Below are 20718 nucleotides of genomic sequence, written 5' to 3'. Positions count from 1 at the left end.
TCCCCGCAGCCAGGGAGAACACGGGTACGGGGCGCCGACCCCTGTCCTGTATCCGTCAGTTCGGACCGGCGGAAGGGGCCCGTACGGCCGTGCTGCACGGCGGGCACGCACCAGGTGCCCGGTGGGCCGAGGCGCCGGTCAGGGCCGGGGGCGCCGGCTCGGCGGAACACCGGCCTCCGACGTCCTCGTACACACAAGCGACGCATCTTCGCGCCATCCTCCCGGGGCGACGACTAGCACGTCAGCACCACGGGGAGTCTTGATCTGCTCACAACGGGCCCACAAGGCCCTCACAGTCCCAGCGAAGGAGACCCCTTGCCCGCCGTACGGAAAATGCTGCTCACGGCTGCCGCGCTGGCCGCCACGGTCGTCATCGCCCAGCCCTCGTACGCCCAGCCCGTCGCCCCCTCCTCCACCCAGACCTCCCACGCCGTCCCCGGCGCGGCAGCCGCCAGCTTCCACGCCTACTCCGACACGGGCTTCTCGGGCCTGGACCGGTGGTTCGACGGGAACGTCGGCGACTGCAAGTACGTCGGCGACAGCTGGAACGACAGCATCCGCTCCGCCAGGACCGAAGTGGACCACCGCAGGGTCGAGTTGTGGGACAACGCCAACTGCACCGGCGGCTCCATCGTGATCGACGGCTCCGGCTACAGCAGCATCGGCTCCTGGGTCAGCGCCTACCGCATCGTCAACGAGTAGCCCGCCCACTCCACGGAAGCCCGCTCGGGGAACGGCCACCGCGCCCGTCCCCCGAGCGGTACCACGGGCACGTGGTGCGGCAGGGGTGTCACGCCCTCGTCGCCGGTCGGGCCGCGCCCTCCGCCCAGGTGCGGGCGAACCGTTCGTGCGCGGGGGCCGGGACCGCGGCGTGAGGTTCCGTCGCGGCTGTGGGGCGTGGGGCCTTCGCGGTGGTCAGTTCCTTGCGGACGGCGCGGTGACGGTCGAGGGACCAGGAGTTCCACCTGCGTACGGTGCGGTCCGCCGGGCGGTCGAAGGCATGCAGCTGGAGATGGAGGGCTGCCGCGTCACGGCCGACCCCCAGAGCCGACGCCACCTCCTCCACCAGGTCAGGGACGGAGAACAGCGGGTTGGCCTCGTACTGGCCCGGCGGAACGGGGGTGGCGGCGGACCGGTCCGCCAGCCTGCGCAGAGCGGCGAGCTGATCGGCGGGCAGGTCCGTGAGCCGGTCCAGCAGGGCGCGGGCACCCTGCGCCACGGGGTCGGCGGCCGGGCGCTCGGCGAGAGCCCAGCCGAGCGCGGTGGCTGCGGACCGCATGTCGGCGGCCTCCAGCGGCTCTTCGAGGCGCCCGGTGAGCACAGCCGTGGCCCAGATCTCCGGGAGCCCGTGGTCCGCGGCCAGGGCAGCGGCATGGCTGCCGTCGTCGGCGTACGGGGCCTCGCCGAGCAACCGGGTCCAGGCCGCGGCCATGCGTTCCGCCGCCGCGGTCGTACCGCCGGGGGACCAGAGTTCCGCCGGGTCGCCGGGAAGTGCCGCCGCGAGCACGGCCCGGCGGCCGGCCGGACCGAGGCGCCGGCGGAACTCGTCGTACGCGTAGGACGTGGTCCGGTCCGCCTTGTACGGCTTGGAGCGCAGCAGCTTCTGGTGCGCACGGTAGTCGCCGCTGCCCGCGAATCCGTCGAGCACGAGTGCGGCGATCGGACGCGGCACCCCGGTACGCCAGCGGAACAGGTCGACGGCCTCCTCGGTCACCGGCAGCGGGCCCTGCCCGGCGAGCAGTGCCAGCAGTCGGGGGAGCCGCGTGGTGTCGTCGGTGGCGACGGTGTAGGTGGCGCACTCCTCGGCATCGGCGGGCACCTGCTCGGCCGCCCGCTGGAGGAAGGGCGCCAGCCCGCTGCGGCCCGGCCCGGACGCCACGACGGCCCCGTCCGCGCGCAGTGCGGCGATCCGCTTCTGCGGGGCCCGGCCGACGCGCCAGGAGCTGCCCGCCTCCGCGAACGGCTGGCGGCTCCACACGCCGAGCAGCGCCGCGAGCGCCTGCCGCTGCTCGTCGGGGGTGGCCGCGACGACGGTCCGCCAGGCCACGGCATCGATCCGGCCGGTCAGCACCGCCCACTCGGCGGGCGGCGACGGCAGCGCCAGCACCCGTACCTCGTCGTCGATCTCGCCGCGCAGGTAGCGGCCGTCGGCGGCGACCGAGGTGAGGAGGGCGGGCTGCGGCTGCGGCTTCCGTTCCTCGTAGCCGCGCAGTTGGGGCAGCAGGTCGTGCAGGGCCGGCACGAGCCGGTTGTCCGGCACCGGGTCGGGCAGGTCGACGACCGGCCCGGCCCGCATGACGGCGACCCGGTGCGACAGCTCACGGCGGCGGCGCAGTACGTCGGCGGCCAGCCGCACGGCGCGGTCGACGCCCTCCCGGACCCGTGGCTCCCGCACTCCGGGCAGGGCGCTCCCGTTGCCCTGGTGCAGCAGTTCGCGCACGGCGGCGTCCGTGACCGTCCGCAGGGCACGGGACGAATCCTCGTCGCGCGGGGTGAGGAAGTGCCAGAAGGCGGGCGGCGGTACCGGCCCGGCCAGCTCGCCCAGAGTGGCCCGGCCCTTGGACCTGTTGCGGGCACCGGGGAAGCCCTGGACCTGCCAGAGCAGTGAGTTGTCCTCGGCGGAGTGGCAGCGGACGGTGGTCCCGCCGGCCAGTACGGCGTCCTCACCGTCGAGCGGCAGGGCGAGGATTCCCCACGGGCGGCGGCCCCAGTTCCGGCTGCGGTAGGACGCGGTGCGGCCGTCGACGGACTCCAGCACGAACTCGCGGGGCGAGGGGCCCGCGTACGGTGCGCGGTAGTCGACCCGGCAGCCGGTGAGCGTGCCGTCCTGGCCGAGCGGGGAGGGCGGCGCACCGGGCGGCAGCTCGGCGAGGATCCGGTGGTCGGTGAAGGGCTTCGTGCCGGGCGGGGACCCGGCGGGGTCGTGGAACGCGGGCAGGGTGCGGTCGGCGGTGGGCACACCGGTGGCCGGGTCGACGCGGTTCCAGCCGGAGCGGTCCTCGCTGAACACCTCGGTGCTCCAGAAGGCGCGGCCGTCGGTCATCTGGTAGTCGCGGTGGCCGATGCCCTCCCGGCCACCGGCCCGCAGGACGCGTTCGCCGTCGAACCGGCCGCCGCCGTCCGGGGTCGCGAACTGGTAGCCGAGGCCGCCCTGGATGCTGCCGCCGTAGGGGCGCAGCCCGTAGGTCTGCTCAGGCTCGAACCTCTCGCCGGGGCGGTCGGACCAGTAGGCGGTGCTGCCGCAGTTCTCCTCGTGCTGCTCGTTCCAGGCGAGGAGGAACCGGCCGCCGACCCAGTGGACGGTGTGGCCGCGCGCGGCGTCGGGCAGTTCCAGGGTGTGGTCCCCGCGCCGTCCGGCGTGGTCGACGGCGAGGGCGCGGGTTGGTCCGTACACGGTGAGCACCGGCCAGGTGCAGGTGACCTGCACGGTTTCGTCGGGACGGAACTCGGCGAGTGCCTGGTCCAGGGCGGGCCAGCCCAGTTCCTCGGGGAGCCCGGCCCGCAGGGCGCGGGCCAGCGGGCCGGTGAGGTCGAGTGCGTCGAGCGCCTCCTCGATGCCGTCCAGGGCGACGGCCGTGGGCCGGTCGAGGAGCCCGTGCAGTTCTTCGACGGCCTCGTCCGCGGCGGCGAGACCGCCGCCGCGCAGGGCTTCGAGCAGCTTCTCGACCCGGGCGTGCACCTCGGCGGTGATGCCCGGGTTGTGCGGGAGCCGGCTGATGGCCGTACCGCCACGCGTACGGAGACCGGCGTGCACGGTGCCTTCCAGCCGTGGGCCGAACACCGGGTCGGCGGCGAGCGCCTTGAGGTCGCGCCGGGAGCGCTCGTCCCAGAACTCCAGGCTGATCTCGGCGCCCGGGTCGTGGACGGGGATGCCCTCGGCGAGGCACACATCGAGCAGGTCGGCGTCGAGATGCTGCCAGCGGTAGCGGTCCTCGTGCAGCCGGACCGGGGTGCCGTCCGCGCGCAGGGCCGGAGCGAACCGGCCCACCAGGTCGAGGAGTTCCGCGGGCATGGGCTGGCGCATCACCCCGCCACCGCCGACCTTGCGGTGGGAGTAGCCGGCCGCGTACCGGCGCAGCCAGTCGCCGAGGCCGTCCTGCGGGACGATCCGCCCGGCCGCGGCAGCGTCGGCGGCACCGCACGCGACGAGCAGCCGCAGCCACGCCGCCGCGTCGTTCTTCGACTCGGGAAACAGGTCGAGGAGGGCGGCGGCCTGCGCGTCGGCGGGCGGGTGGGCGGTCAACGGGCCGACGGCCGCGTCCAGCAGCCGGTCGGGTACGGCCTTGCCCCGGGCGGCGGCGAGCAGCGCGCCCAGCACCCGGGCCTCCTCCTCGGTGCCGAGGCCGGCCGCACGCACCGAGTCCCGGACCCGGCGGGCCAGGTCGGCGGGAAGCTCGCCGGGCGAGGCCGCCCAGTCGGTCAGCAGACGTACGAACTCGTCGTGCGCGTCGCCCGGTGCGAGGACTCCGGCCAACCAGGCCGCCGCGCCGCTGAGTTCGGTGGCGGGCAGGGCGCCGAACCGGGCGAACAGCAGTTGATTGGCCCGCCGCCAGTCGGTGGAGACCGGCAGCCCGTGGGTCTGTTCGGCGGCGCGCGCCTGCCCGTAGGCGCGGGCGGCGGAGCGGCGGTGCGTCTCCAGCATCCAGTGACCGATGGTGTCCCAGAACCAGGGCAGGTGGGCGGCCGGCAGGCCCCGGGCCAGGCGCTCGGCGTCGTCCACGAACCGGCCGGGCTTCTCCCAGGCCCGGTGCCGGCCACTGCCCGCCCGTTCCAGCGTGTCACGGGCGGCGCTCTCGGCCTCCGGCCCCTGGGCGCGCGCCCAGTCGACGTACGTCTCGGAGACGCGGTGATTGGCCGGGAGCGGGACGGGACTTGCGATGCTGCTGGTCATACAGGTGATCCTGCCAGGCGGGACCGACAGCAGCCGCGCGGAGGTCCCGCCCGCTCCGCGCCTCCCGACGGCTGTGACGGGTGCGTGACATGACGAAGACACGTGCCTCACGGAGGGCTGTGAGGGTGGTAGCCGTCCCGGCACGGAATCCCTTCAGGCTCAGGAGTCCCACGATGCAGCGTTCCACCGGCTTCCCCCGTCGTCGCACAGCCGGTGTGGCCACGGCGGCTTTACTGTCCCTGGCTCTGCTGACCGCATGCGGTGGCGGTTCGTCGGACTCCGGATCCGCGAAGAGCGATTCGTCGCCGACGAGCGCCCCGAGCGGCGACGCCTCCGCCAAGGGGGCGAAGAACCCGGCGCAGGAGGGTGCGCGCACGAACCCCGACGCCAAGGTCGAGTCAAAGGACGGACTGCAGTCGGGCGATCAGCTCACCGCCCACAACTTCGCGCTGGAGATCGGCGGTGGGACGGCCGAGTACCTCCAGGAGGTCACGGGTCTGGCCACCGACCAGAACACGGAGGAGACGCACTCGGTCACGCCGGACGGCAGGGAGTTCTCTCGCAAGATCCCCGGCCAGCAGCAGGCGGGGTCCGTGACCGTCGTCCGTGGTGCGAGCAGGTCCGAGCAGTTCGACGGGATGATCAACGGAAGCCTGCAGCCCGAGAGCATCACGATCGCGATGCTCGACTTCCAGAACGCGCCTGTGAAGCGGTACCACCTGAAGAACCCCAGGGTGGTCAAGGTCGACATGCCGGCCGGCGGCGGCCCCGAGCAGGTGACCATCCAGTTCGCGGAACTGACGATCGGCTGAGGGCTTCCCCACGATTTGCTCGTCGTGCAGGGTCTCCAAGCCGCGTGCCGGGTCTCGTCCTTGGGGCAATGCAGCCGTTCCGGCCAGGCCACGGTGCACCGGTCGACGTCGAACGGTCTCGCGAGGCCACGCCCAGCGGTGAGAGCGACAGTACGTCCACCATCCGGTGCGGAGCGTCCCTCCGCACCCGAGGCGCTGGGGCGGTCGCGGTCCCGCGCGTGTCTCAGCGGGGGGCCGGTGAGCGCGGGCGGGCCGTTCCGGTCGTTGTGGTGGCAGGTGACCGAGGGGCCAGGGCCGCGCGCAGTGCCGGGGTGAGGGTGCGGCGGGTTTCGGACGGGGTGAGGGCGGCGGGGGTGGGAAGGGGGTTGAGGTAGCGGGTGTAGATGAGGCCGCCGAGGATCGTCACCACTGCCGTGGCGCGGGCGGTCGCGTCCCTGCCGCCGAGAAATTCAACAAGCCGCGCCAGCAGCTCGTGTTCCAGGTATTCGCGGATCGCCTCGGCGGCCTCGTCGCCCTGGGTCGTGAGCTGCTGGAAGCCGGCGTCCTCCCACAGGCCGGTCACCGCGTCGATCAGGCGGTCGGGGAGGGTGGCCGGGTCGCCGCCGAGGACCTCGTCCACCGCCAGCGCGTTGGCGCACTGGAACTGCATCACGTCCGCGAACAGGCCCTTCTTCGAGCCGAAGTGGTAGGCGATCAGCGCCGGGTCGACGCCCGCCGCCGCGGCCACCGCGCGCACCGTGGTGCGCCGGTATCCGCGTTCCAGGAACAGCGTCCGGGCCGCCGAGACGATCGACGCGCGGGTAGGCGGGTTGCCCCGGGGGCGGCCCCGGGTGCGGGCGGGGGAGGGGGCGGCGTTATTCATCAGCGTTGAGCCTCCGTCGCGTGATCGGCACAGTCAAGGGCGTTCCAGAACCCGCGAAGGGATGACCCGACACCATGCGTATCGCAGTCTTCGGCGCCAACGGACCGACCGGCCGCCACCTCACCGACCAGGCTCTCGCTCACGGCCACGAGGTCGTCGCCGTGACCCGCCGCCCCGGCTCCCTGCCCTCCGGGCGGACCGGCCTCACCGTGGCCGTCGCCGACGCCACCGATCCGCCGGCCGTCGACGCCGCGCTCGCCGGGACGGACGCCGTCCTGTCCGCGCTGGGCGCGCGCTTCAGCAAGGAGACCATCACCACGTACTCGGCGAGCGCCACGGCGATCACAGGGGCCATGGCCCGCCACGGCATCAAGCGGATCCTCGCCGTCAGCTCCAGCATCGCCGACCCGGACTGGCGCCCCACCGGCGCGCACTTCTTCAACCACGTGCTGGACCCGCTGGTGAACCGGCGCCTCGGCCGCACCCTCCACGAGGACATGCGCCGCATGGAGGAGATCATCGGCCGGACCGATCTCGACTGGACCCTCGTACGGCCGTCGGGCCTCTTCGAGCACCCCGTCGTCACGGACTTCCACACCGCCGAGACCAGCGCCGACGGCGTCTTCACCGCCCGCGCCGACCTCGCCGCGAGCATGCTGCGCGAGCTGGAGGAACGGCGGTACGTCCGCACCGCGATGGGCGTCATCACCACGGCCGTGAAGCCGAACATCGCCAAACTGATCTGGCACGAGGGCGTGAAGAAGAAGTGAGCCGGGTGACCTCTGAACTCCCCGCCGCCAGCCGGACGTTCCTCACCGACGCCGCCACGCGGAAGTTCCTCACCGACCCGCACACGGCCACCTTCACCACCCTCCGCCCGGACGGCACCCCGCACGTCACCCCGGTCCGCTTCACCTTCGACACCGCCGCGGGCCTGGCCCGGGTGACCACCCGGGCCGGAGCCCGCAAGGCCCGGAACGTCGCGGCGGGCGGTCCGGCGGCCCGGATCGCGCTCTGCCAGGCGGACGGGTTCCGCTGGGTGACCCTCGAAGGACTGGCCACCGTCACCGACGATCCCGCACGCCTGGCAAAGGCGGTCCGCCGCTACACCGACCGTTACAGGGCGGCCCCGCCCGCCCCGCCGGACCTGGTCGTCATCGAGATCGCCGTCGACCGCGTCCTCACTCTCCCTCGCGGACTGCCTTCTGCGGCCTCGCGAGCGGAGTGACAGTGACTTGGGAATGCCTTTGCGCGGGGCAGGAGGGAGTGCCTGTGGTCGGTGCCATGCGCCCGTAAGCCTGAACTTCCCGTGCCCGGCAGACCGCCGGCCCCGTGTGCCCGACGAGGTACACCCCGGCCCGGTCTGTTTCGTTCGGCATGCCGTGACCAGCAGGCGCGACCGCACTCTTCTCGGTGCGGTGTCCATCCGCGAACACCCTTGATTCCTCTGACAGTTGGGGTGCAGGGGTCCTGTTGTGGGCGCGGGATGCCGTTCTCCCGCAGCAGCACCACACCGACGGAAGTGCCCCATGCTCGCGATGTTCGACCAACTCTCCGCCGTCAACGCCCGCCCCGCCGTCTACGGGCAGGTCACGACCGAGGACCTGTGGACCGACCCGCACATCTCACAGCGGATGCTCGCCGCTCACCTCGACCCGCACGTCGACCTCTCCTCCTACCGGACGGAGTACCGGGAGCGGATCGTGGCCTGGCTCATCGACCGGTTCGACGTCCGTCCGGGCCGTCGCATCGCCGATTTCGGATGCGGCCCCGGCCTGTACACCACATCCCTCGCACGTACCGGTGCGTCCGTCACCGGCCTGGACCTCTCCTCCCGCTCCCTCGACCACGCCGTGTCCCTGGCGCGCCGCGAGGGGCTGTCCGTCCGCTATCTGCGGCAGGACTACCTCGCCCACCAGGACACCGTGCGCTACGACCTGGTCATCCTGGTCATGCGCGACTACAGCGCGCTGCCCCCGGACGGCCGGCGGGCGCTGCTGCGTACGGTTCGTCAACACCTCGACACCGGTGGTTGCTTCGTCTTCGACGTCGACTCCGCGTCCGCGTTCGCCCGCGTACGGGAGCAGGCGGCCTACGCGCCCTCGCTCATGGACGGATTCTGGTCCGACCGGCCCTACTTCGGCTTCCACAACACCTACCGGTACGCGCGGGACCACGTGTCGCTGGACAAGTACGAGATCTTCGACGCCGAGCGGAGGAGGACCTTCTTCAACTGGGTCCGCTACTTCACCCCCGAGGACCTGACCGGTGAGCTGCGCGACGCCGGATTCACCGCTGTGGAAGTCCTCGGTGACCTCACCGGATCGCCGTACGCCGACGAGGCCCCGCGGTTCGCCGTCATCGCGACGACGGCAGGGGTGGTCTGAGGGGCGGGAGGGCGCGGTGCCGCCCGGTGGGGCCCACGATCCCGCAGGAAGGGGACGGTCAGCGGTTGCGTTCGTAGTGGCGGCGCGCTTTTTCGCGGTTGCCGCAGACGGCCATCGAGCACCAGCGGGCGCGGTTGGCGCGGCTGCGGTCCAGCAGGAACAGCCGGCATTCGCTGTTCGCGCAGGGGCGCAGCCGGCCGGGCAGCTGCTGCTCGGTGGCGGCCCAGGCGAGCACCGCGTCCACGGCCAGCCGGGCGTGCGGGGAAGTCCTGACCGTCCAGCGGAGGCCGTCCGAAGTGATCTCCGGGGTCTGGTGGACCCCTTCGAGCAGCGGTTGCAGCGCGGTCGGCGTGCTCTCCCCGCGTACGACGCTCCGCAGGGCGTCCCGCGTCTCGCGCAGCAGGGCGAGTTCCGCGGGGCTGCCTTGGCCGCCGTGCTCCCGCGCCCAGCGCCTGCCCTCGGCGGGGTCGCCGAGGGCGTCCTGCTCCTCGCCGTCGACCAGCGGCCTGCTGTTGAGCAGGTCCAGTAGCACGTCCATCGGACACCGCTCCTCTTCTAACTGGATCGAACCGGTTGACAGGTTAGAACACCCCGTGCTTGTCTGGCGAATGTCTAACCGGATCGAGCCCGTAAAGGGGTTAGGTATGTACTCGGTGCACCACCGGACCGCCACCGTCGACGGACACGAGATCTTCTACCGGGAGGCAGGCCCCGCGGACGCCCCCGTGATCGTGCTGCTGCACGGCTATCCGACCAGCTCGTTCATGTTCCGCGAACTCATACCGCGGCTGGCCGACGCCTACCACGTCATCGCACCCGACCACCTCGGCTTCGGCCACTCGGACGCCCCTCCCGCGGGGGAGTTCACCTACACCTTCGACGCCCTCGCCGCGCTCACCTCCCGACTGCTCGAACAGCTGGGCCTGGACCGCTACGCCCTCTACGTCCAGGACTACGGCGCCCCCATCGGCTGGCGCCTCGCCCTCCAGCACCCCGAACGGATCTCCGCCCTCGTCACCCAGAACGGCAACGGCTACGAGGACGGCTTCGTCGAGTCGTTCTGGGCCGACGTCTGGGCGTACGGGGCGAACCCCGGACCCGACACCGAACCCGCCGCCCGCGCCGCGCTCGCCCTGGACGCCATCCGCTGGCAGTACCTGCACGGCGTGGGCGACCCGAGCGTGGTCAGCCCGGACACCTGGGAGCACGACTTCGCCCTCGTCTCCCGCGAGGGCAACGACGAGATCCAGCTGGCGCTGTTCCGCGACTACCGGAACAACCGCCCCCTCTACCCGCTGCTGCACGAGTTCCTGCGCACCAGCGAGGTCCCGGTGCTCGCCGTGTGGGGGCGCAACGACGAGATCTTCGGCCCGGCCGGCGCCCTGGCCTTCGCCCGCGACGCCAAGGACGCGGAGGTGCACCTGATCGACGGCGGCCACTTCCTCCTGGAGAGCCACCTCGACGTCGTCGCCGGCCATCTGCGCGGCTTCCTCGGGCGGGTGCTGGGATGACCAGCACCGCCGCCGCCCCGGCCCGGACCCGGTTTTCCGGGTAGCTCCCCGCACAGCGGGGAGGACACCAGCGGAACGTGCGGCGCGGGCCGCCCGGTGCGAGGTCGGGGTGGAGGGGCCGGGGTGACAGGGACGAAGGACGGGCGGCGGTGGCCGGAGGGGCCCGGCGGGTGGGCGGGCGTCGTCGCGAAGGCGCTGGTGGCGGTGGCCGTGGCCGCTCTGGCAGTGGTGCTCGCCGTCCTCGGGTACGGGTTCGTCCGTACGGGGCTCGCCGGGCTGAACGACGACGGCCCGGCGACCGAACGCTCGGCTGAGGGAACCGTCCTGGCGCGACAGGAGGTGAGCGAGCCCCAGGGAAGCCGCAGCACCAGGATCGAGATCGGTTTCACCACGGACACGGGGGCGTCCTACCGGTTCTGGGAGGCCGGCGGTGCGGACGTCGGTGACACGCTCCGCGTCCGCTACGAACCGGGGCACCCGGAAACGGCCACCACCCACTCGATGGCCGGCGACCGGATCGCCTACGGCCTGCTGACCGTGGCCGGGTTCGGGCTCGTGGTCCTCATGCCGCTGCTGATGCTCGGGCTCGGGCGCGAAGGGCTCGGCAGGGTGCGCCGCGAAGGGCTCCGCGAAGGGCTCGGCAGAGTGCGCCGCGACAGGTTCGGCGAAGGGCTCGGCGAAGGGCCCGGCGAAGGGCTCCGGGCCGTCCGGACAAGGCCGTTCGGCCGCCGCACCCCGTGAGCGCCGCCCGCCCCGGTGCCATCTGTGCGGCGGATCCGGAGAACTTCCGTCCGTCCTGTGGTGGTCTTCCGATCGTTTGGTGGGCATCCTGTTCGATCATGGATGGCGCAGTGGGCGTCCGCCCTGGGTGGGCTGTGGCGAGGGAGAGGTCGCGTGCTGGAGATAGCGGGGGTCGGGGCAGCCGAGGAGCGGGTCTACCGACTCCTGGTGGAGGTACGGGACGCGGGCGTGGACGAGATCGTCCAACGGCTCCACATCCGGGACCGCGAGGCGGCGCTGCTGCTGTCCTCCCTGCACGACAAGGGTCTGGTCGGACGGCTGCCGGGCGACGGCGGCACACGGTACGTACCCGTCCCGCCGGACGTGGCGCTCCAGCCCCTGCTGGCGCGCGGCCAGGAAGCCCTCCAGTGGGCGCGGCGCGCGATGGAGCAGCTGGCCGAGGAGTACCGGGCGGGCGGCCGTCGGCACGACGCCGGGCAACTCGTCGAGGTGATCACCGGCAGCGGCGCCATCCGCCAGCAGCTGCGCCAACTCGCCTACGGGGCCCGCAGCGACCTGCGGTGGTTCTGCAAGGCCGACCCCGTCGCACTCCGCGCCCAGGACAACGACGAGGAGTTCGAACTCCTCGCCCAGGGCATCCGCTACGAGGCGATCTACGAACGGGCCTGTCTGGAGCAGCCCGGCATGGTGGACAACGTTGCCCAGGGCATCCGCGCCGGTGAAGTGGCCCGCGCCACCAGCACACTGCCCGTGCGCATGGTCATCGTGGACAGCTCCGTCGCCGTCTGCCCGCTGATGCCGGGCGGCGAGACCGCGCCCCGGGGCGAGCCGACCGCCGCCCTCATCCGCAGCAGCAGTCTCCTGGACGCCCTGGTCGCCCTGTTCGACATGCAGTGGGCGGCGGGCACCCCGCTGCACGTCACCGAGGAGGGCGAACTGGCCGACTTCGCGGGCGGGATGGGGCCGGGCGGCAGCCTCGCCGACGACGAGCGCTACCTGCTCTCCCTGGTCGTCGCGGGCGTGGCGGACAAGGCGATCGCCACCCAGTTGCGGGTCAGCCACCGCACCGTGCAGCGCCGGATCAACGCCCTGATGCAGCGGGCCGGCGCGACCACGCGTACGCAGCTGGTGTGGCAGGCGGCACGGCGGGACTGGCTGTCGTAGGACGTGCGGAAGCCGCGACCGGGGGCCGGCCGCGGCTTCCTGATCCTGCGAACTACCTGAGCGCGTAGGCCCGTTCGACCTGCTGCGTCACCTCATTGCCCGCGTCGTCCCAGGCGCGGACCCGCAGCGTGACGTACCCGCTGCTGCGGTCGGCCGCGGGGTGGGCGACCTGGACACGGTAGGCGCCGTCGCCCCGGCCGGACACCGTCGCCGCCCGCCACTGCTTGCCGTCGTCGTACGAGACGGACACCTGCATGCCCTTCACCGAGCGGCCCGTCAGACCGTCCTGGTGGCGGGCGCTCACCTGGAAGGCGAAGGACCTGGAGCCGGGGGCGGAGCCCCGGAGGTCGGTGGCCACGTCGTAGTCGAGCTGGAGGAGCGGCAGCAGGGACTTCCCGCCCTCGTCCGGACGGGGGGCCGTGAACGACCAGCTGCTGCTGGTGGCCCGCGAGAGGGTGCCCTCGGGACCGGTGCGCCTCACGTCCAGGTCCAGCTGGTAGCGGCCGTCGTTCCCGGCCGCCGGGAAGGTGCCCCACGCCCGCGGGCCCTCGGCGACGACCTTGCCCTCGTGGCGCAGTACGGCACGGGTCTCGTCGGGGTACGGGGTGGTGGCGTCCTTGCGGGGCAGGGCGTAGCCGTAGTGGCCGGCGGCGGTGTCGGTGAACTCGGGGATCCCGATGGTCAGCTTGTCGCCCTCGCGCTGGGCGAGCCCCTGGATGCCTCGGGGGATCGCCGGGCGCACCACCGGTGCGTACCAGCTCTCCGTGGCGTGCTCACCGGGCCGGTAGGTGCGCAGGGGGCCGAACATGCCGGTCCCCACCGCGTGGACCGCCCAGGCGTTGCGGGGGTTGACCCAGTGCAGCCACCGGGCGTCCGCGGGACCGCTCACGTACTCCGTCCGCTCCTGCCCGGTGCGGACGTACCGGGACCGCATGTTGAGGTACAGCTGCTCGCCCTCCCAGGGGCGGTAGGACTCCCGGTTCTCCGCGACGTAGCGCGTCCCGCCCGTGTCCGGGTAGCGGGAGACGACGGTGGCGGTGTTCTTCGGCCCGACCTGGTGCACCACTCGCGCGGGGACACGCTGGGCGGACAGCTGCACGACGTCGTACAGGTAGGGGCTTTCCGGAGTGCCCTTCAGCTCCAGCACGGTGCGCGGCGCGCGCAGCCGCTGCGCGGTGGCGGGGGAGGCGTACAGCCCGATCGCCGGCAGCCGCTGGCTCACCGGCTGCCAGGGCGTGACCGCGGTCCGGTTGCCACCCGCGGTGGTGACGGCGGCGGCGGCTCCGGCCTCGGCGGCGGCCTTCACCGCCTCGTCGTACTCCACCCCTTCCAGTTCCACCAGCACCGCGGCTCCGCGGACGTCCGTGCCCCGGGCGCGCAGCGCCGCGTAGTCCTCCGGGCGTCCGTGCCCGGCGTCCACCACCCGCAGGCGCCGCACACCCTCCACGGCGGGGGAGTTGTGCAGCAGACGGACCGGAACGCCGGTCACGGCCGTGGCGGAGAACGCACGCGCGTCGAGCATCGGCGCGGCCAGCTGCCAGCGGGACGAGAACTCGAAGGTCCCCTCGGTGAACTCCTCGGTGGGCGTGACATTGAGGGCCTGCCCGCCGCTGTGACCGCTGGTGAAGAAGCTGACGAACTCCCGGTCGCCCTTCTTCCAGCGGGTCGAGAAGACCAGCGAACCCCGCTGCTCGGCCCGCTTGGGGGTCCGGATCTCCACCGGGACCGCCTTGCGCGCGTCGAGCACCAGGTCGGTGGCGCCGCTCACCCGCAGACGGGGGTTGACCACCAGGCTGTGGGTGATGTTGTCCTCCGTGCCCTGCGAGACGACGCCGTGCAGGTAGTAGTCGCCCTCGGGCAGGTCCAACGTCAGGCTCTGCCCGGCAGGCACATCCTGGATGACGTCGAAGCGGCCCGTGGGGCCCAGCATGATCAGCGGCCAGATGCCCGCCGGCTGCCCGGCCCGGTCGACGCCGCGCACGGTGACCTTGTGCGTGACCGGGTCCTTCGTCCCGGACAGCACGGTGTGCGCGACGGCCTGCCCGTCGGCCGAGGTCGCGGTGAGACGGCCGCCGTAGACGCCCTCCGGCAGCGCGGACGCGTCGAGGGTGACGGTCACGTCGGCGGTGCCGTGCGCGGGGACGGTGACCTGCTGGGGTGCGCTCAGGGCGCCCGCCGGGGCCGGGGTGCCGTAGAGCTTGTCGAAGGTGGTGCTCAGAGTGAGCTGGACGGGCGCGTCGCCGTCATTGGTGTAGGTGACGCCCACCTGCCGCTTGCCCGCGTCCGGTGCCAGGGTGCCGAAGGTGGTGGTGCCGGTGGCGCGCACCTGCTGGCGCACCGAACGGGCCACGTCGACCCGGCCCGTGCCCTGCTCGTAGGCCGTCTGGCCGGGGGCGGTGCGCGTCGTGCTCATCAGCGCGTCCTTGAGCTGCCGGCCGCTCCAGCCGGGGTGCTGCCCGGCCAGGATCGCCGCCGCGCCCGCCACGTGCGGGGTCGCCATGGAGGTGCCCGACGCGGCGGTGTAGGCCGCGTCCACGGGGGTGCCCATGGACGTGCCGGCGGCGCGGGCGGCGGTGATGCCGACGCCGGGCGCGGTCAGGTCGGGCTTGGCGCCGTTGTCCCCGGCGCGCGGGCCGCGGCTGGAGAAGACGGCCAGCTTGTCGTCGCGGTCGACGGCGCCCACCGTCAGTGCCTTGTCCGCGGCGCCCGGGGAGCCCACGGTGTAGTCGGCGCCCGAGTTGCCCGCCGCGACGACGAAGAGGGCGCCGGTCTCCTCGCTGAGGTCGTTGAGGAACAGGCTGAGAACGTCCGTGCCGTCGGTGGGGGTACCGCCCAGGCTCATGCTGACGACGTCGGCGCCCGAGCGGGCGGCCCAGTCCATGCCGCCCATGATGGCGGAGTACGGGCCTGAGCCCTTGTCGTCGAGCACCTTGCCGACCAGCAGCCGCGCGCCCGGCGCCACGCCCTTGCGCTTCCCGTCCGAGGCGGCGCCGCTGCCGGCGACGGTGGAGGCGACATGGGTGCCGTGGCCGTGGCCGTCGTTCGCGGTGGGGTCGGTGGTGAAGTTGCGCACCTCGCCGAGCTTCCCGGCCAGGTCGGGGTGGGTGGCGTCGACACCGGTGTCCAGGACGGCGACGGTCGCGCCCTTCCCGTCGTAACCGGCCTGCCACGCCTCGGGCGCACCGATCTGCGCGGTGCTGTGTTCGAGGGAGGCCTGGACCTTGCCGTCCAGCCACAGCTTCTCGACGCCGCCCTCGAAGGCCGCGTTCCTGAAGTTCCCGGCGGCCTTCTTCGCGCCGCTCCCGGCGAGCGCGTCGTCGTCGATGGCCTTCCAGAAGCGCCCGGCCTGCTTCTTGTCCGCCTTCAGTGCCGAGCCGCGCAGGCTCTTGATGACCAGGCCCTTGCGGGCACCGGTGGGCGCCCCCTTGGCCGTGGGGTCGGTGCCGCCGGTGTAGCGGGCGATCAGCGGGATGGCGGAGCTGTGGGCGTCGTCGTACCCCTGCTTGATCAGGGAGGTGATGTTGAACAGCTGCCGGTCCAGCTTGCCGGAGGAGATGTACGGGAGTGCGGCGCGCGGCAGCACGTACAACTGCTTGTCGATCTCCAGCTGGGCGAAGTCGGCCTCCGGAACGCCCGGGGCCGGCTCGACGGAGACGGCCCTGCGGCCGTCGCGGAAGGTCTCCAGCCGGACGCGGTCACCGGTCACGAGCGTGACGGAGGCGACCTGGGGGCGGTCGGCTGCGTTCCCGCCGGGGGACGCGGGAACGGGGGCGGCGATAGCGCCGGAGGAAGTGGGGGCCAGGGTGGCGATGAGGACGCCTGCCGCCAGAACGGCGGCAGGGCGAAGCCGTCTGTGCATCGGAACCTTTCCAGGGGGCAAGGAAACGGACACGCGGTGCGGCTCCAGACTCGGGCCCCGGTGATCGCCGCACCAGCCTTGTCCGCTGCCGCGCTTACGACATGTCGCTTCTACGACACGCGGCGTTCCACCACGCGTACCGGTGGGGTCCCCGGTGCCGATCACCTGCGCGCCCGCCGCCTCACCCCGCCGGTGAACCGGCGCGAACACCGCCCCTCAGCGGCTGTCGTGATCGCGACATGTCACTTCTGCGACAGCGCCGCCGGTTCAGGAGTCCTGGACGAGCAGCCGCCCCCGGACACCGTCCTCGGACACGAAGGCGAACAGCCGCGGTGCCGCGCCGAGGTGGAGCCGGAACGGTACCCAGTTCGCGTCCAGTTGCAGCAGGAGCCGCCAGGGGCCGCCGTCCGGCCACTGGTCGCCCTGGAAGAACAGCGGAGTGCCGCCGATCTTGTCGTGGTCGGTCCGCTCGACGTAGCGGTCCCGGTCTGCGGCCGGCAGTGCGCGGAGTTGCTCGTCCGGCAGGAAACCGGGCTCGTCGACGGGTCGGAGGCCGACGGTGAACTCCACCGCCGACCCGTCGCCGTCGTACAGTCCCGGTCCGGTCGTCAGCGGGAGCACCGGGCCGTCGTAGTCGCCGCCCGGCTGCACGATCACCGCGTTCTCGCCGCCGTCGGGCTCGATGACGTCCGGATCGAAGAAGGAGTCCTCGCCGTGGTCGGCGTGGGTCACGAAGAGGTAGGCCACCTTCCCGTGGCCGGCCGCTCCGAGGACGGGGCCCAGCTCGATCTGGCCGACGAACCGCATCGGCCGGTCCCATGCCGCACTGATCGGCCACTGCGGTCCGGTCAGCCACCCGGGCCGGCCGCCGAACTTGGTGGTCGGCGTGGAAACCGGCCGACCGGTCGCGGTAAAGCCCTCGATGCGCCGTGCTGTCACCATGACCGGCATCATGCCCCAGCCGCCGCACCGACGGTGAACGCGGGGAGGACCTTCGTCGTGCATCCCTGAGTCGCGCATCTCCGAGTCGTGCATCCCCGAGGGGACAGAGGGGGACGGCCGCGGTCAGGCGTCCGGCCCGAAGCGGCGCTGGTACGCCGACGGGGTGATGCCGGTCGCGCGGCGCATCAGCGTGCGCAGATTCGCGGCGGTACCGAGCCCGCTGCGCCGTGCGACCACCTCGAACCGGGACTCGCCCCGCTCGATCAACCGGCAGGCCAGGGCGAGCCGTTCCCCCGTCAGCCACGCCAGCGGCGTCGTGCCCAGCTGCGCCCGGAAGCGGCGGTGCAGGGTCGCCGGACTCACCGCCGCACGTGCCGCGAGATGGGACACGGTGAGCGGTGCGTCCAGCCGTTCCTGGGCCCAGGCCAGGACAGGTGCCAGTGACTCGTCCGGCAGGTCCGGCATGGGGCGCTCCACGAACTGCCGCTGCCCGCCGTCCCGGTGGGCAGCGAAGACCAGGCGCCGGCTCACCGCGTTGGCGACCTCCGCGCCGTGGTCGCGGCGGACCAGATGCAGCCCGAGATCGAGCGCGGCCGCGCTTCCCGCCGCGGTGAGGATGTCGCCGTCGTCCACGAACAGCACGTCCGTTTCGAGCCGGACGGAGGGGAAGCGGGCCCGGAAGGAATCCGCCCACTGCCAGTGCGCGGTGGCCCGGCGCCCGTCGAGGACCCCGGCCTCGGCCAGGGTGAAGGCGCCGCTGCAGAAGCCGACCAGGCGCGCACCGCGGGCGTGAGCCCGGCGGACGGCTTCGAGTACGGCAGGGCGGCGCGGCACCTCGGTGTCCGGGCGGTTGGGGACGATCAAGGTGTCCGCCGTGTCGGCCGCCGACAGATCGGCGACCCCCGTGAGCGTGAAGAACCCGTCCCGCATCGGGGTGCGCGGCTCGGGGGAGCAGAGCGCGAAGTCGTAGAGCACCCGGCCGATCTCCGGTCTGCGCAGACCGAAGACCTCCGTCGCGCAGCCGAGCTCGAAGGGGTTGGAGTTCTCGTCCACGATCACGACGACCCGGTGCACGTCCGGCACGGGAGCCGCGTCCGCGGGGACCGCCACGGCGGGGACTGCGTCCGCGGGAGCCACGTCTGCGCGAGCTGCGTCTGCGCGAGCCACGTCTGCGCGAGTCGCGTGCGAGGATTCTTTCGCCATGTGCGATTCCTAGCACTCACGGCGGCGCGACGGAACCGCCCAGGATGGGCCCATGAACAGCGAACCCGTCCTCCTCGGCAAGGCCCTGGCCTCCTTCGACGCCCTGTGGAGCCCCCGCATCGTCACGCGCGTCAACGACTACGACGTCCGTATCGCCAAGGTCCAGGGCGAACACATCTGGCACGTCCACGACGACACCGACGAGTTCTTCCTGGTCCTCGAAGGAGAGCTGCACATCTCCCTGCGCGAGCCCGGAGGGGAACGCACGGTCCTGCTCCCGCGCGGGGCGGTCTTCACCGTCCCCCGCGGCACGGAGCACCGGCCGTACGCTCCGTCCGGCGCCGAGATCCTCATGTTCGAGCCCACCGGCACACCGACCGTGGGCGACCGGCACGACGAGATCCCCGCGCATGTCGACGCGACGACGGGACACGCACTGGGCACCTGACCGGGGGCCGGCCCCCGGGCCCTGCTCGGGCGGCACATTTCGGTGGCGGGGTGCGCCGGGTGCCGTCTAAGGTCCTGATCATGTCCCCAGGTATCGGCAACTGGCTCTCCCTGCGCATCCGTTCGGCGTCCCGGACCCGGTGCTGACCCGAGCGTTCCGTCGGCACCCGGTCATCCGCGCACGTTCACCGTTCGCCTCAGGATGACGAGGACTCCTTCATGCGCACCACCGCACACCCCACGTTCGTGTTCGTTCCCGGCGGGTCCAGCAACTCCCGGGCCTGGGGGCCGTTGCAGAACGAACTCGCCCTGCACGGGCACCGCTCGTACGCCGTCGACCTGCCCGGTCACGGTGACCCCGCGGGCCGCCCGGCCGCCTACTACCGGCAGCCGCAGGACCTCGACGCGCTGGCCACCGCCCCCTCTCCGCTGCGCGGCATCACGTTGCGGGACAACGTGCGCCATGTGGTGGACGTCCTGCACCGGCTCGCTCCGGCGGGGCCACTGGTCCTGGTGGGCAACAGCTTCGGCGGCCTGACCGTCACCGCCGTCGCGAACGCCGTGCCCGAACTCCTCGACCGCGTCGTCTACCTCTCCGCGGTCTGCCTCGGCGACCCGTCGATGGTCACCGAGGAGTGGGACGTCCTCGACGACAACCTGCTGGACGCGGCGGCGGCACGGATCACCGTGCCGGCCGCCGCGGGCCCGGGGGTGGTACGGCTGAACTGGCGCGCGGCGCACACCGACCCCGGGCTGTTCTCCCAGCTCAAGGCCGCCGTCATGGCGGACTCCACCGACCACCAGTTCCGGCTGCTGCTCGACTCCCTGGACTCGGACGAGAACTACGCGGTCCTGGAGGAGGGCGCGGTGGTCCGGCCCGAACGGTGGGGGAGGGTGCCCCACACCTTCGTACGCCTCTCCGAGGACCGGAGCATCCCCCCGGCCGTGCAGGACCACATGATCCGCAAGGCGGACGAACGGACCCCGGACAACCCGTTCGACGTCCGCACCCTGGCCGCCTCCCACGTCGGGTACTTCAGCCGCCCGGAGCTCTTCGCGGCCCTCCTGGCGGACCTGGTCCGCGCGGAGTCGGCGTAGCGGGACGGCCCGGCCCGGGGGTCCGCACCCCCGGGCCGGGCCGTCCGTCAGGCGCGCACCAGCGGGGTGTCCACCAGGTGTTCGGCGAGGAACCACGCCTGGAGCTCACCGGTCCTGATCACCTGGGAGACCAGCAGGTCGTTGGTGCCGTCGTCGCCGAGCTCACCGGTTCTGGCCGCCGCGTCGTGCGCCTCGACCAGGATGGTCTCGTGGCCCTCCAGCAGCCGGGAGAGCATGCCGGGAACCTCCTCGACCCCGTCCGGCGGGCGCGGGATCGAAGTGATCTCGGCGACGTGCCTCGGGTCGCCCACCGCGACGCCGCCCAGGGTCTGGACCCGCTCCGCGAGCGCGTCGACCAGCGCGAGCTGCTCGCCCGCGTGCTTGTCCAGCACCAGGTGGAGCTGGTAGAAGGTCGCCCCGCGCATCAGCCAGTGGTGCTTCTTGTAGAGGCCGTAGAGGATCTGCGTGTCCGCCAGGACCCGGTTCAGCCGCTGGCAGGAGTACATGCGGGCCTCGTAGGACAGTCCGAGCGGGAACTGCTTGACGGTGCCGAACTCCTGGATCACCTCGCCCTTCTGGTGCAGCCGGGGCTGACTGCTGTGCGGGTAGGGGGAGTTGGTGGTCATGGTGCGCCTCCAGGGCGTGCTGCGGTGGTTCGTGCCCAGGTGACGTTAGGTGCGTGGGCGCGGCCGGGGATGACGCGCAGTGCACGCGGGGCTGCCCGTGAGCGCACTGCGTGCCGCGATGCCGTGGTGCCGTATTGGCCGGGAGCCGAGGCTGGAGGGGGCTGCGGGCAGCCGT

17 protein-coding genes are annotated in these 20718 nt (G+C 72.8%); 10 read left to right on the top strand and 7 right to left on the bottom strand.

Translation table 11 applies throughout. The features are described from left to right. Positions 1-315: 315 nt before the first annotated feature. The gene (locus ACFYVL_RS01720; protein WP_389240643.1) at positions 316-702 is read left to right on the top strand and encodes a peptidase inhibitor family I36 protein; all 387 of its coding nucleotides are present in this window, start codon (positions 316-318) and stop codon (positions 700-702) included. An 88-nt stretch (positions 703-790) separates the two neighbouring features. Here the strand turns inward: ACFYVL_RS01720 and ACFYVL_RS01715 are convergent, their stop codons facing one another. Beyond that, positions 791-4891, bottom strand: coding sequence for a hypothetical protein (locus ACFYVL_RS01715; RefSeq protein ID WP_389240641.1), 4101 nt, complete (start codon positions 4889-4891; stop codon positions 791-793). 173 nt (positions 4892-5064) lie between these two features. Between ACFYVL_RS01715 and ACFYVL_RS01710 the strand changes: the two genes are divergently transcribed. Then, positions 5065-5703 carry a phage tail protein gene (locus ACFYVL_RS01710; protein WP_389240639.1) on the top strand — a complete coding sequence of 213 codons (639 nt, stop codon included), beginning with the start codon at positions 5065-5067 and terminating at the stop codon, positions 5701-5703. Between the two features lie 223 nt (positions 5704-5926). On the opposite strand, the gene ACFYVL_RS01705 is transcribed toward ACFYVL_RS01710, so the two are convergent. Next, positions 5927-6565, bottom strand: a complete 639-nt coding sequence (locus tag ACFYVL_RS01705; RefSeq protein ID WP_389240637.1) for a TetR family transcriptional regulator — start codon at positions 6563-6565, stop codon at positions 5927-5929. A gap of 74 nt (positions 6566-6639) precedes the next feature. Between ACFYVL_RS01705 and ACFYVL_RS01700 the strand changes: the two genes are divergently transcribed. The 3 genes from ACFYVL_RS01700 to ACFYVL_RS01690 all read left to right on the top strand — a co-directional run bounded on the left by ACFYVL_RS01700 (position 6640) and on the right by ACFYVL_RS01690 (position 8952). Further along, positions 6640-7335 (top strand): NAD(P)-dependent oxidoreductase, encoded by a 696-nt coding sequence (locus tag ACFYVL_RS01700; RefSeq protein ID WP_389240635.1) that lies wholly within the window; start codon positions 6640-6642, stop codon positions 7333-7335. Positions 7336-7340: 5 nt separating this feature from the next. Beyond that, positions 7341-7793, top strand: a complete 453-nt coding sequence (locus ACFYVL_RS01695) for a pyridoxamine 5'-phosphate oxidase family protein (RefSeq protein ID WP_389240633.1) — start codon at positions 7341-7343, stop codon at positions 7791-7793. A gap of 301 nt (positions 7794-8094) precedes the next feature. Continuing rightward, positions 8095-8952 carry an SAM-dependent methyltransferase gene (locus tag ACFYVL_RS01690; protein WP_389240631.1) on the top strand — a complete coding sequence of 286 codons (858 nt, stop codon included), beginning with the start codon at positions 8095-8097 and terminating at the stop codon, positions 8950-8952. 58 nt (positions 8953-9010) lie between these two features. On the opposite strand, the gene ACFYVL_RS01685 is transcribed toward ACFYVL_RS01690, so the two are convergent. Next, positions 9011-9490 (bottom strand): CGNR zinc finger domain-containing protein, encoded by a 480-nt coding sequence (locus ACFYVL_RS01685; RefSeq protein WP_389240629.1) that lies wholly within the window; start codon positions 9488-9490, stop codon positions 9011-9013. A 106-nt stretch (positions 9491-9596) separates the two neighbouring features. On the opposite strand from ACFYVL_RS01685, the gene ACFYVL_RS01680 reads away from it, so the two are divergent. From ACFYVL_RS01680 to ACFYVL_RS01670, 3 genes are all read left to right on the top strand, one after another. Further along, a complete protein-coding gene (locus ACFYVL_RS01680; RefSeq protein ID WP_389240627.1) occupies positions 9597-10463 on the top strand; it encodes an alpha/beta fold hydrolase in 867 nt (288 codons plus the stop codon). A 123-nt stretch (positions 10464-10586) separates the two neighbouring features. After that, positions 10587-11204: a DUF3592 domain-containing protein gene (locus ACFYVL_RS01675; RefSeq protein WP_389240625.1), complete on the top strand. Its 618-nt coding sequence runs from the start codon at positions 10587-10589 to the stop codon at positions 11202-11204. Positions 11205-11357: 153 nt separating this feature from the next. Further along, complete coding sequence (locus tag ACFYVL_RS01670) at positions 11358-12368, top strand: helix-turn-helix domain-containing protein (RefSeq protein WP_389240623.1); 1011 nt, start codon at positions 11358-11360, stop codon at positions 12366-12368. Positions 12369-12420: 52 nt separating this feature from the next. On the opposite strand, the gene ACFYVL_RS01665 is transcribed toward ACFYVL_RS01670, so the two are convergent. From ACFYVL_RS01665 to ACFYVL_RS01655, 3 genes are all read right to left on the bottom strand, one after another. Next, a complete protein-coding gene (locus ACFYVL_RS01665; protein ID WP_389240622.1) occupies positions 12421-16227 on the bottom strand; it encodes a S8 family serine peptidase in 3807 nt (1268 codons plus the stop codon). A 267-nt stretch (positions 16228-16494) separates the two neighbouring features. Then, positions 16495-17169, bottom strand: coding sequence for a hypothetical protein (locus tag ACFYVL_RS01660; RefSeq protein ID WP_389240620.1), 675 nt, complete (start codon positions 17167-17169; stop codon positions 16495-16497). 123 nt (positions 17170-17292) lie between these two features. Then, complete coding sequence (locus tag ACFYVL_RS01655) at positions 17293-18228, bottom strand: GlxA family transcriptional regulator (protein WP_389241297.1); 936 nt, start codon at positions 18226-18228, stop codon at positions 17293-17295. Between the two features lie 196 nt (positions 18229-18424). Between ACFYVL_RS01655 and ACFYVL_RS01650 the strand changes: the two genes are divergently transcribed. Together ACFYVL_RS01650 and ACFYVL_RS01645 are read left to right on the top strand one after the other, a co-directional pair. Beyond that, positions 18425-18820, top strand: a complete 396-nt coding sequence (locus ACFYVL_RS01650; protein WP_389240618.1) for a cupin domain-containing protein — start codon at positions 18425-18427, stop codon at positions 18818-18820. Positions 18821-19038: 218 nt separating this feature from the next. After that, positions 19039-19917: an alpha/beta hydrolase gene (locus ACFYVL_RS01645; RefSeq protein ID WP_389240616.1), complete on the top strand. Its 879-nt coding sequence runs from the start codon at positions 19039-19041 to the stop codon at positions 19915-19917. A gap of 47 nt (positions 19918-19964) precedes the next feature. Here the strand turns inward: ACFYVL_RS01645 and ACFYVL_RS01640 are convergent, their stop codons facing one another. Then, entirely contained in the window at positions 19965-20543 is a 579-nt protein-coding gene (locus tag ACFYVL_RS01640) for a Dps family protein (protein ID WP_389240614.1), read from the bottom strand. Positions 20544-20718: the final 175 nt, after the last annotated feature.

It is taken from the genome of Streptomyces sp. NPDC004111 (assembly GCF_042874215.1).
Lineage (GTDB): Bacteria > Actinomycetota > Actinomycetes > Streptomycetales > Streptomycetaceae > Streptomyces.
The sequence above is the reverse complement of the archived record's forward strand: the minus strand, read 5'-3'. Positions and strand labels throughout refer to the sequence as shown.

What these genes read in the sequence shown, in the direction of transcription:
- ACFYVL_RS01710 (WP_389240639.1), top strand. Translation starts at nt 5,065, where the DNA reads ATGCAGCGTTCCACCGGCTTCCCCCGTCGTCGCACAGCCGGTGTGGCC.
- ACFYVL_RS01650 (WP_389240618.1), top strand. Translation starts at nt 18,425, where the DNA reads ATGAACAGCGAACCCGTCCTCCTCGGCAAGGCCCTGGCCTCCTTCGAC.
- ACFYVL_RS01700 (WP_389240635.1), top strand. Translation starts at nt 6,640, where the DNA reads ATGCGTATCGCAGTCTTCGGCGCCAACGGACCGACCGGCCGCCACCTC.
- ACFYVL_RS01690 (WP_389240631.1), top strand. Translation starts at nt 8,095, where the DNA reads ATGCTCGCGATGTTCGACCAACTCTCCGCCGTCAACGCCCGCCCCGCC.
- ACFYVL_RS01705 (WP_389240637.1), bottom strand. Translation starts at nt 6,565, where the DNA reads ATGAATAACGCCGCCCCCTCCCCCGCCCGCACCCGGGGCCGCCCCCGG.
- ACFYVL_RS01645 (WP_389240616.1), top strand. Translation starts at nt 19,039, where the DNA reads ATGCGCACCACCGCACACCCCACGTTCGTGTTCGTTCCCGGCGGGTCC.
- ACFYVL_RS01715 (WP_389240641.1), bottom strand. Translation starts at nt 4,891, where the DNA reads ATGACCAGCAGCATCGCAAGTCCCGTCCCGCTCCCGGCCAATCACCGC.
- ACFYVL_RS01665 (WP_389240622.1), bottom strand. Translation starts at nt 16,227, where the DNA reads ATGCACAGACGGCTTCGCCCTGCCGCCGTTCTGGCGGCAGGCGTCCTC.
- ACFYVL_RS01685 (WP_389240629.1), bottom strand. Translation starts at nt 9,490, where the DNA reads ATGGACGTGCTACTGGACCTGCTCAACAGCAGGCCGCTGGTCGACGGC.
- ACFYVL_RS01660 (WP_389240620.1), bottom strand. Translation starts at nt 17,169, where the DNA reads ATGGTGACAGCACGGCGCATCGAGGGCTTTACCGCGACCGGTCGGCCG.
- ACFYVL_RS01680 (WP_389240627.1), top strand. Translation starts at nt 9,597, where the DNA reads ATGTACTCGGTGCACCACCGGACCGCCACCGTCGACGGACACGAGATC.
- ACFYVL_RS01640 (WP_389240614.1), bottom strand. Translation starts at nt 20,543, where the DNA reads ATGACCACCAACTCCCCCTACCCGCACAGCAGTCAGCCCCGGCTGCAC.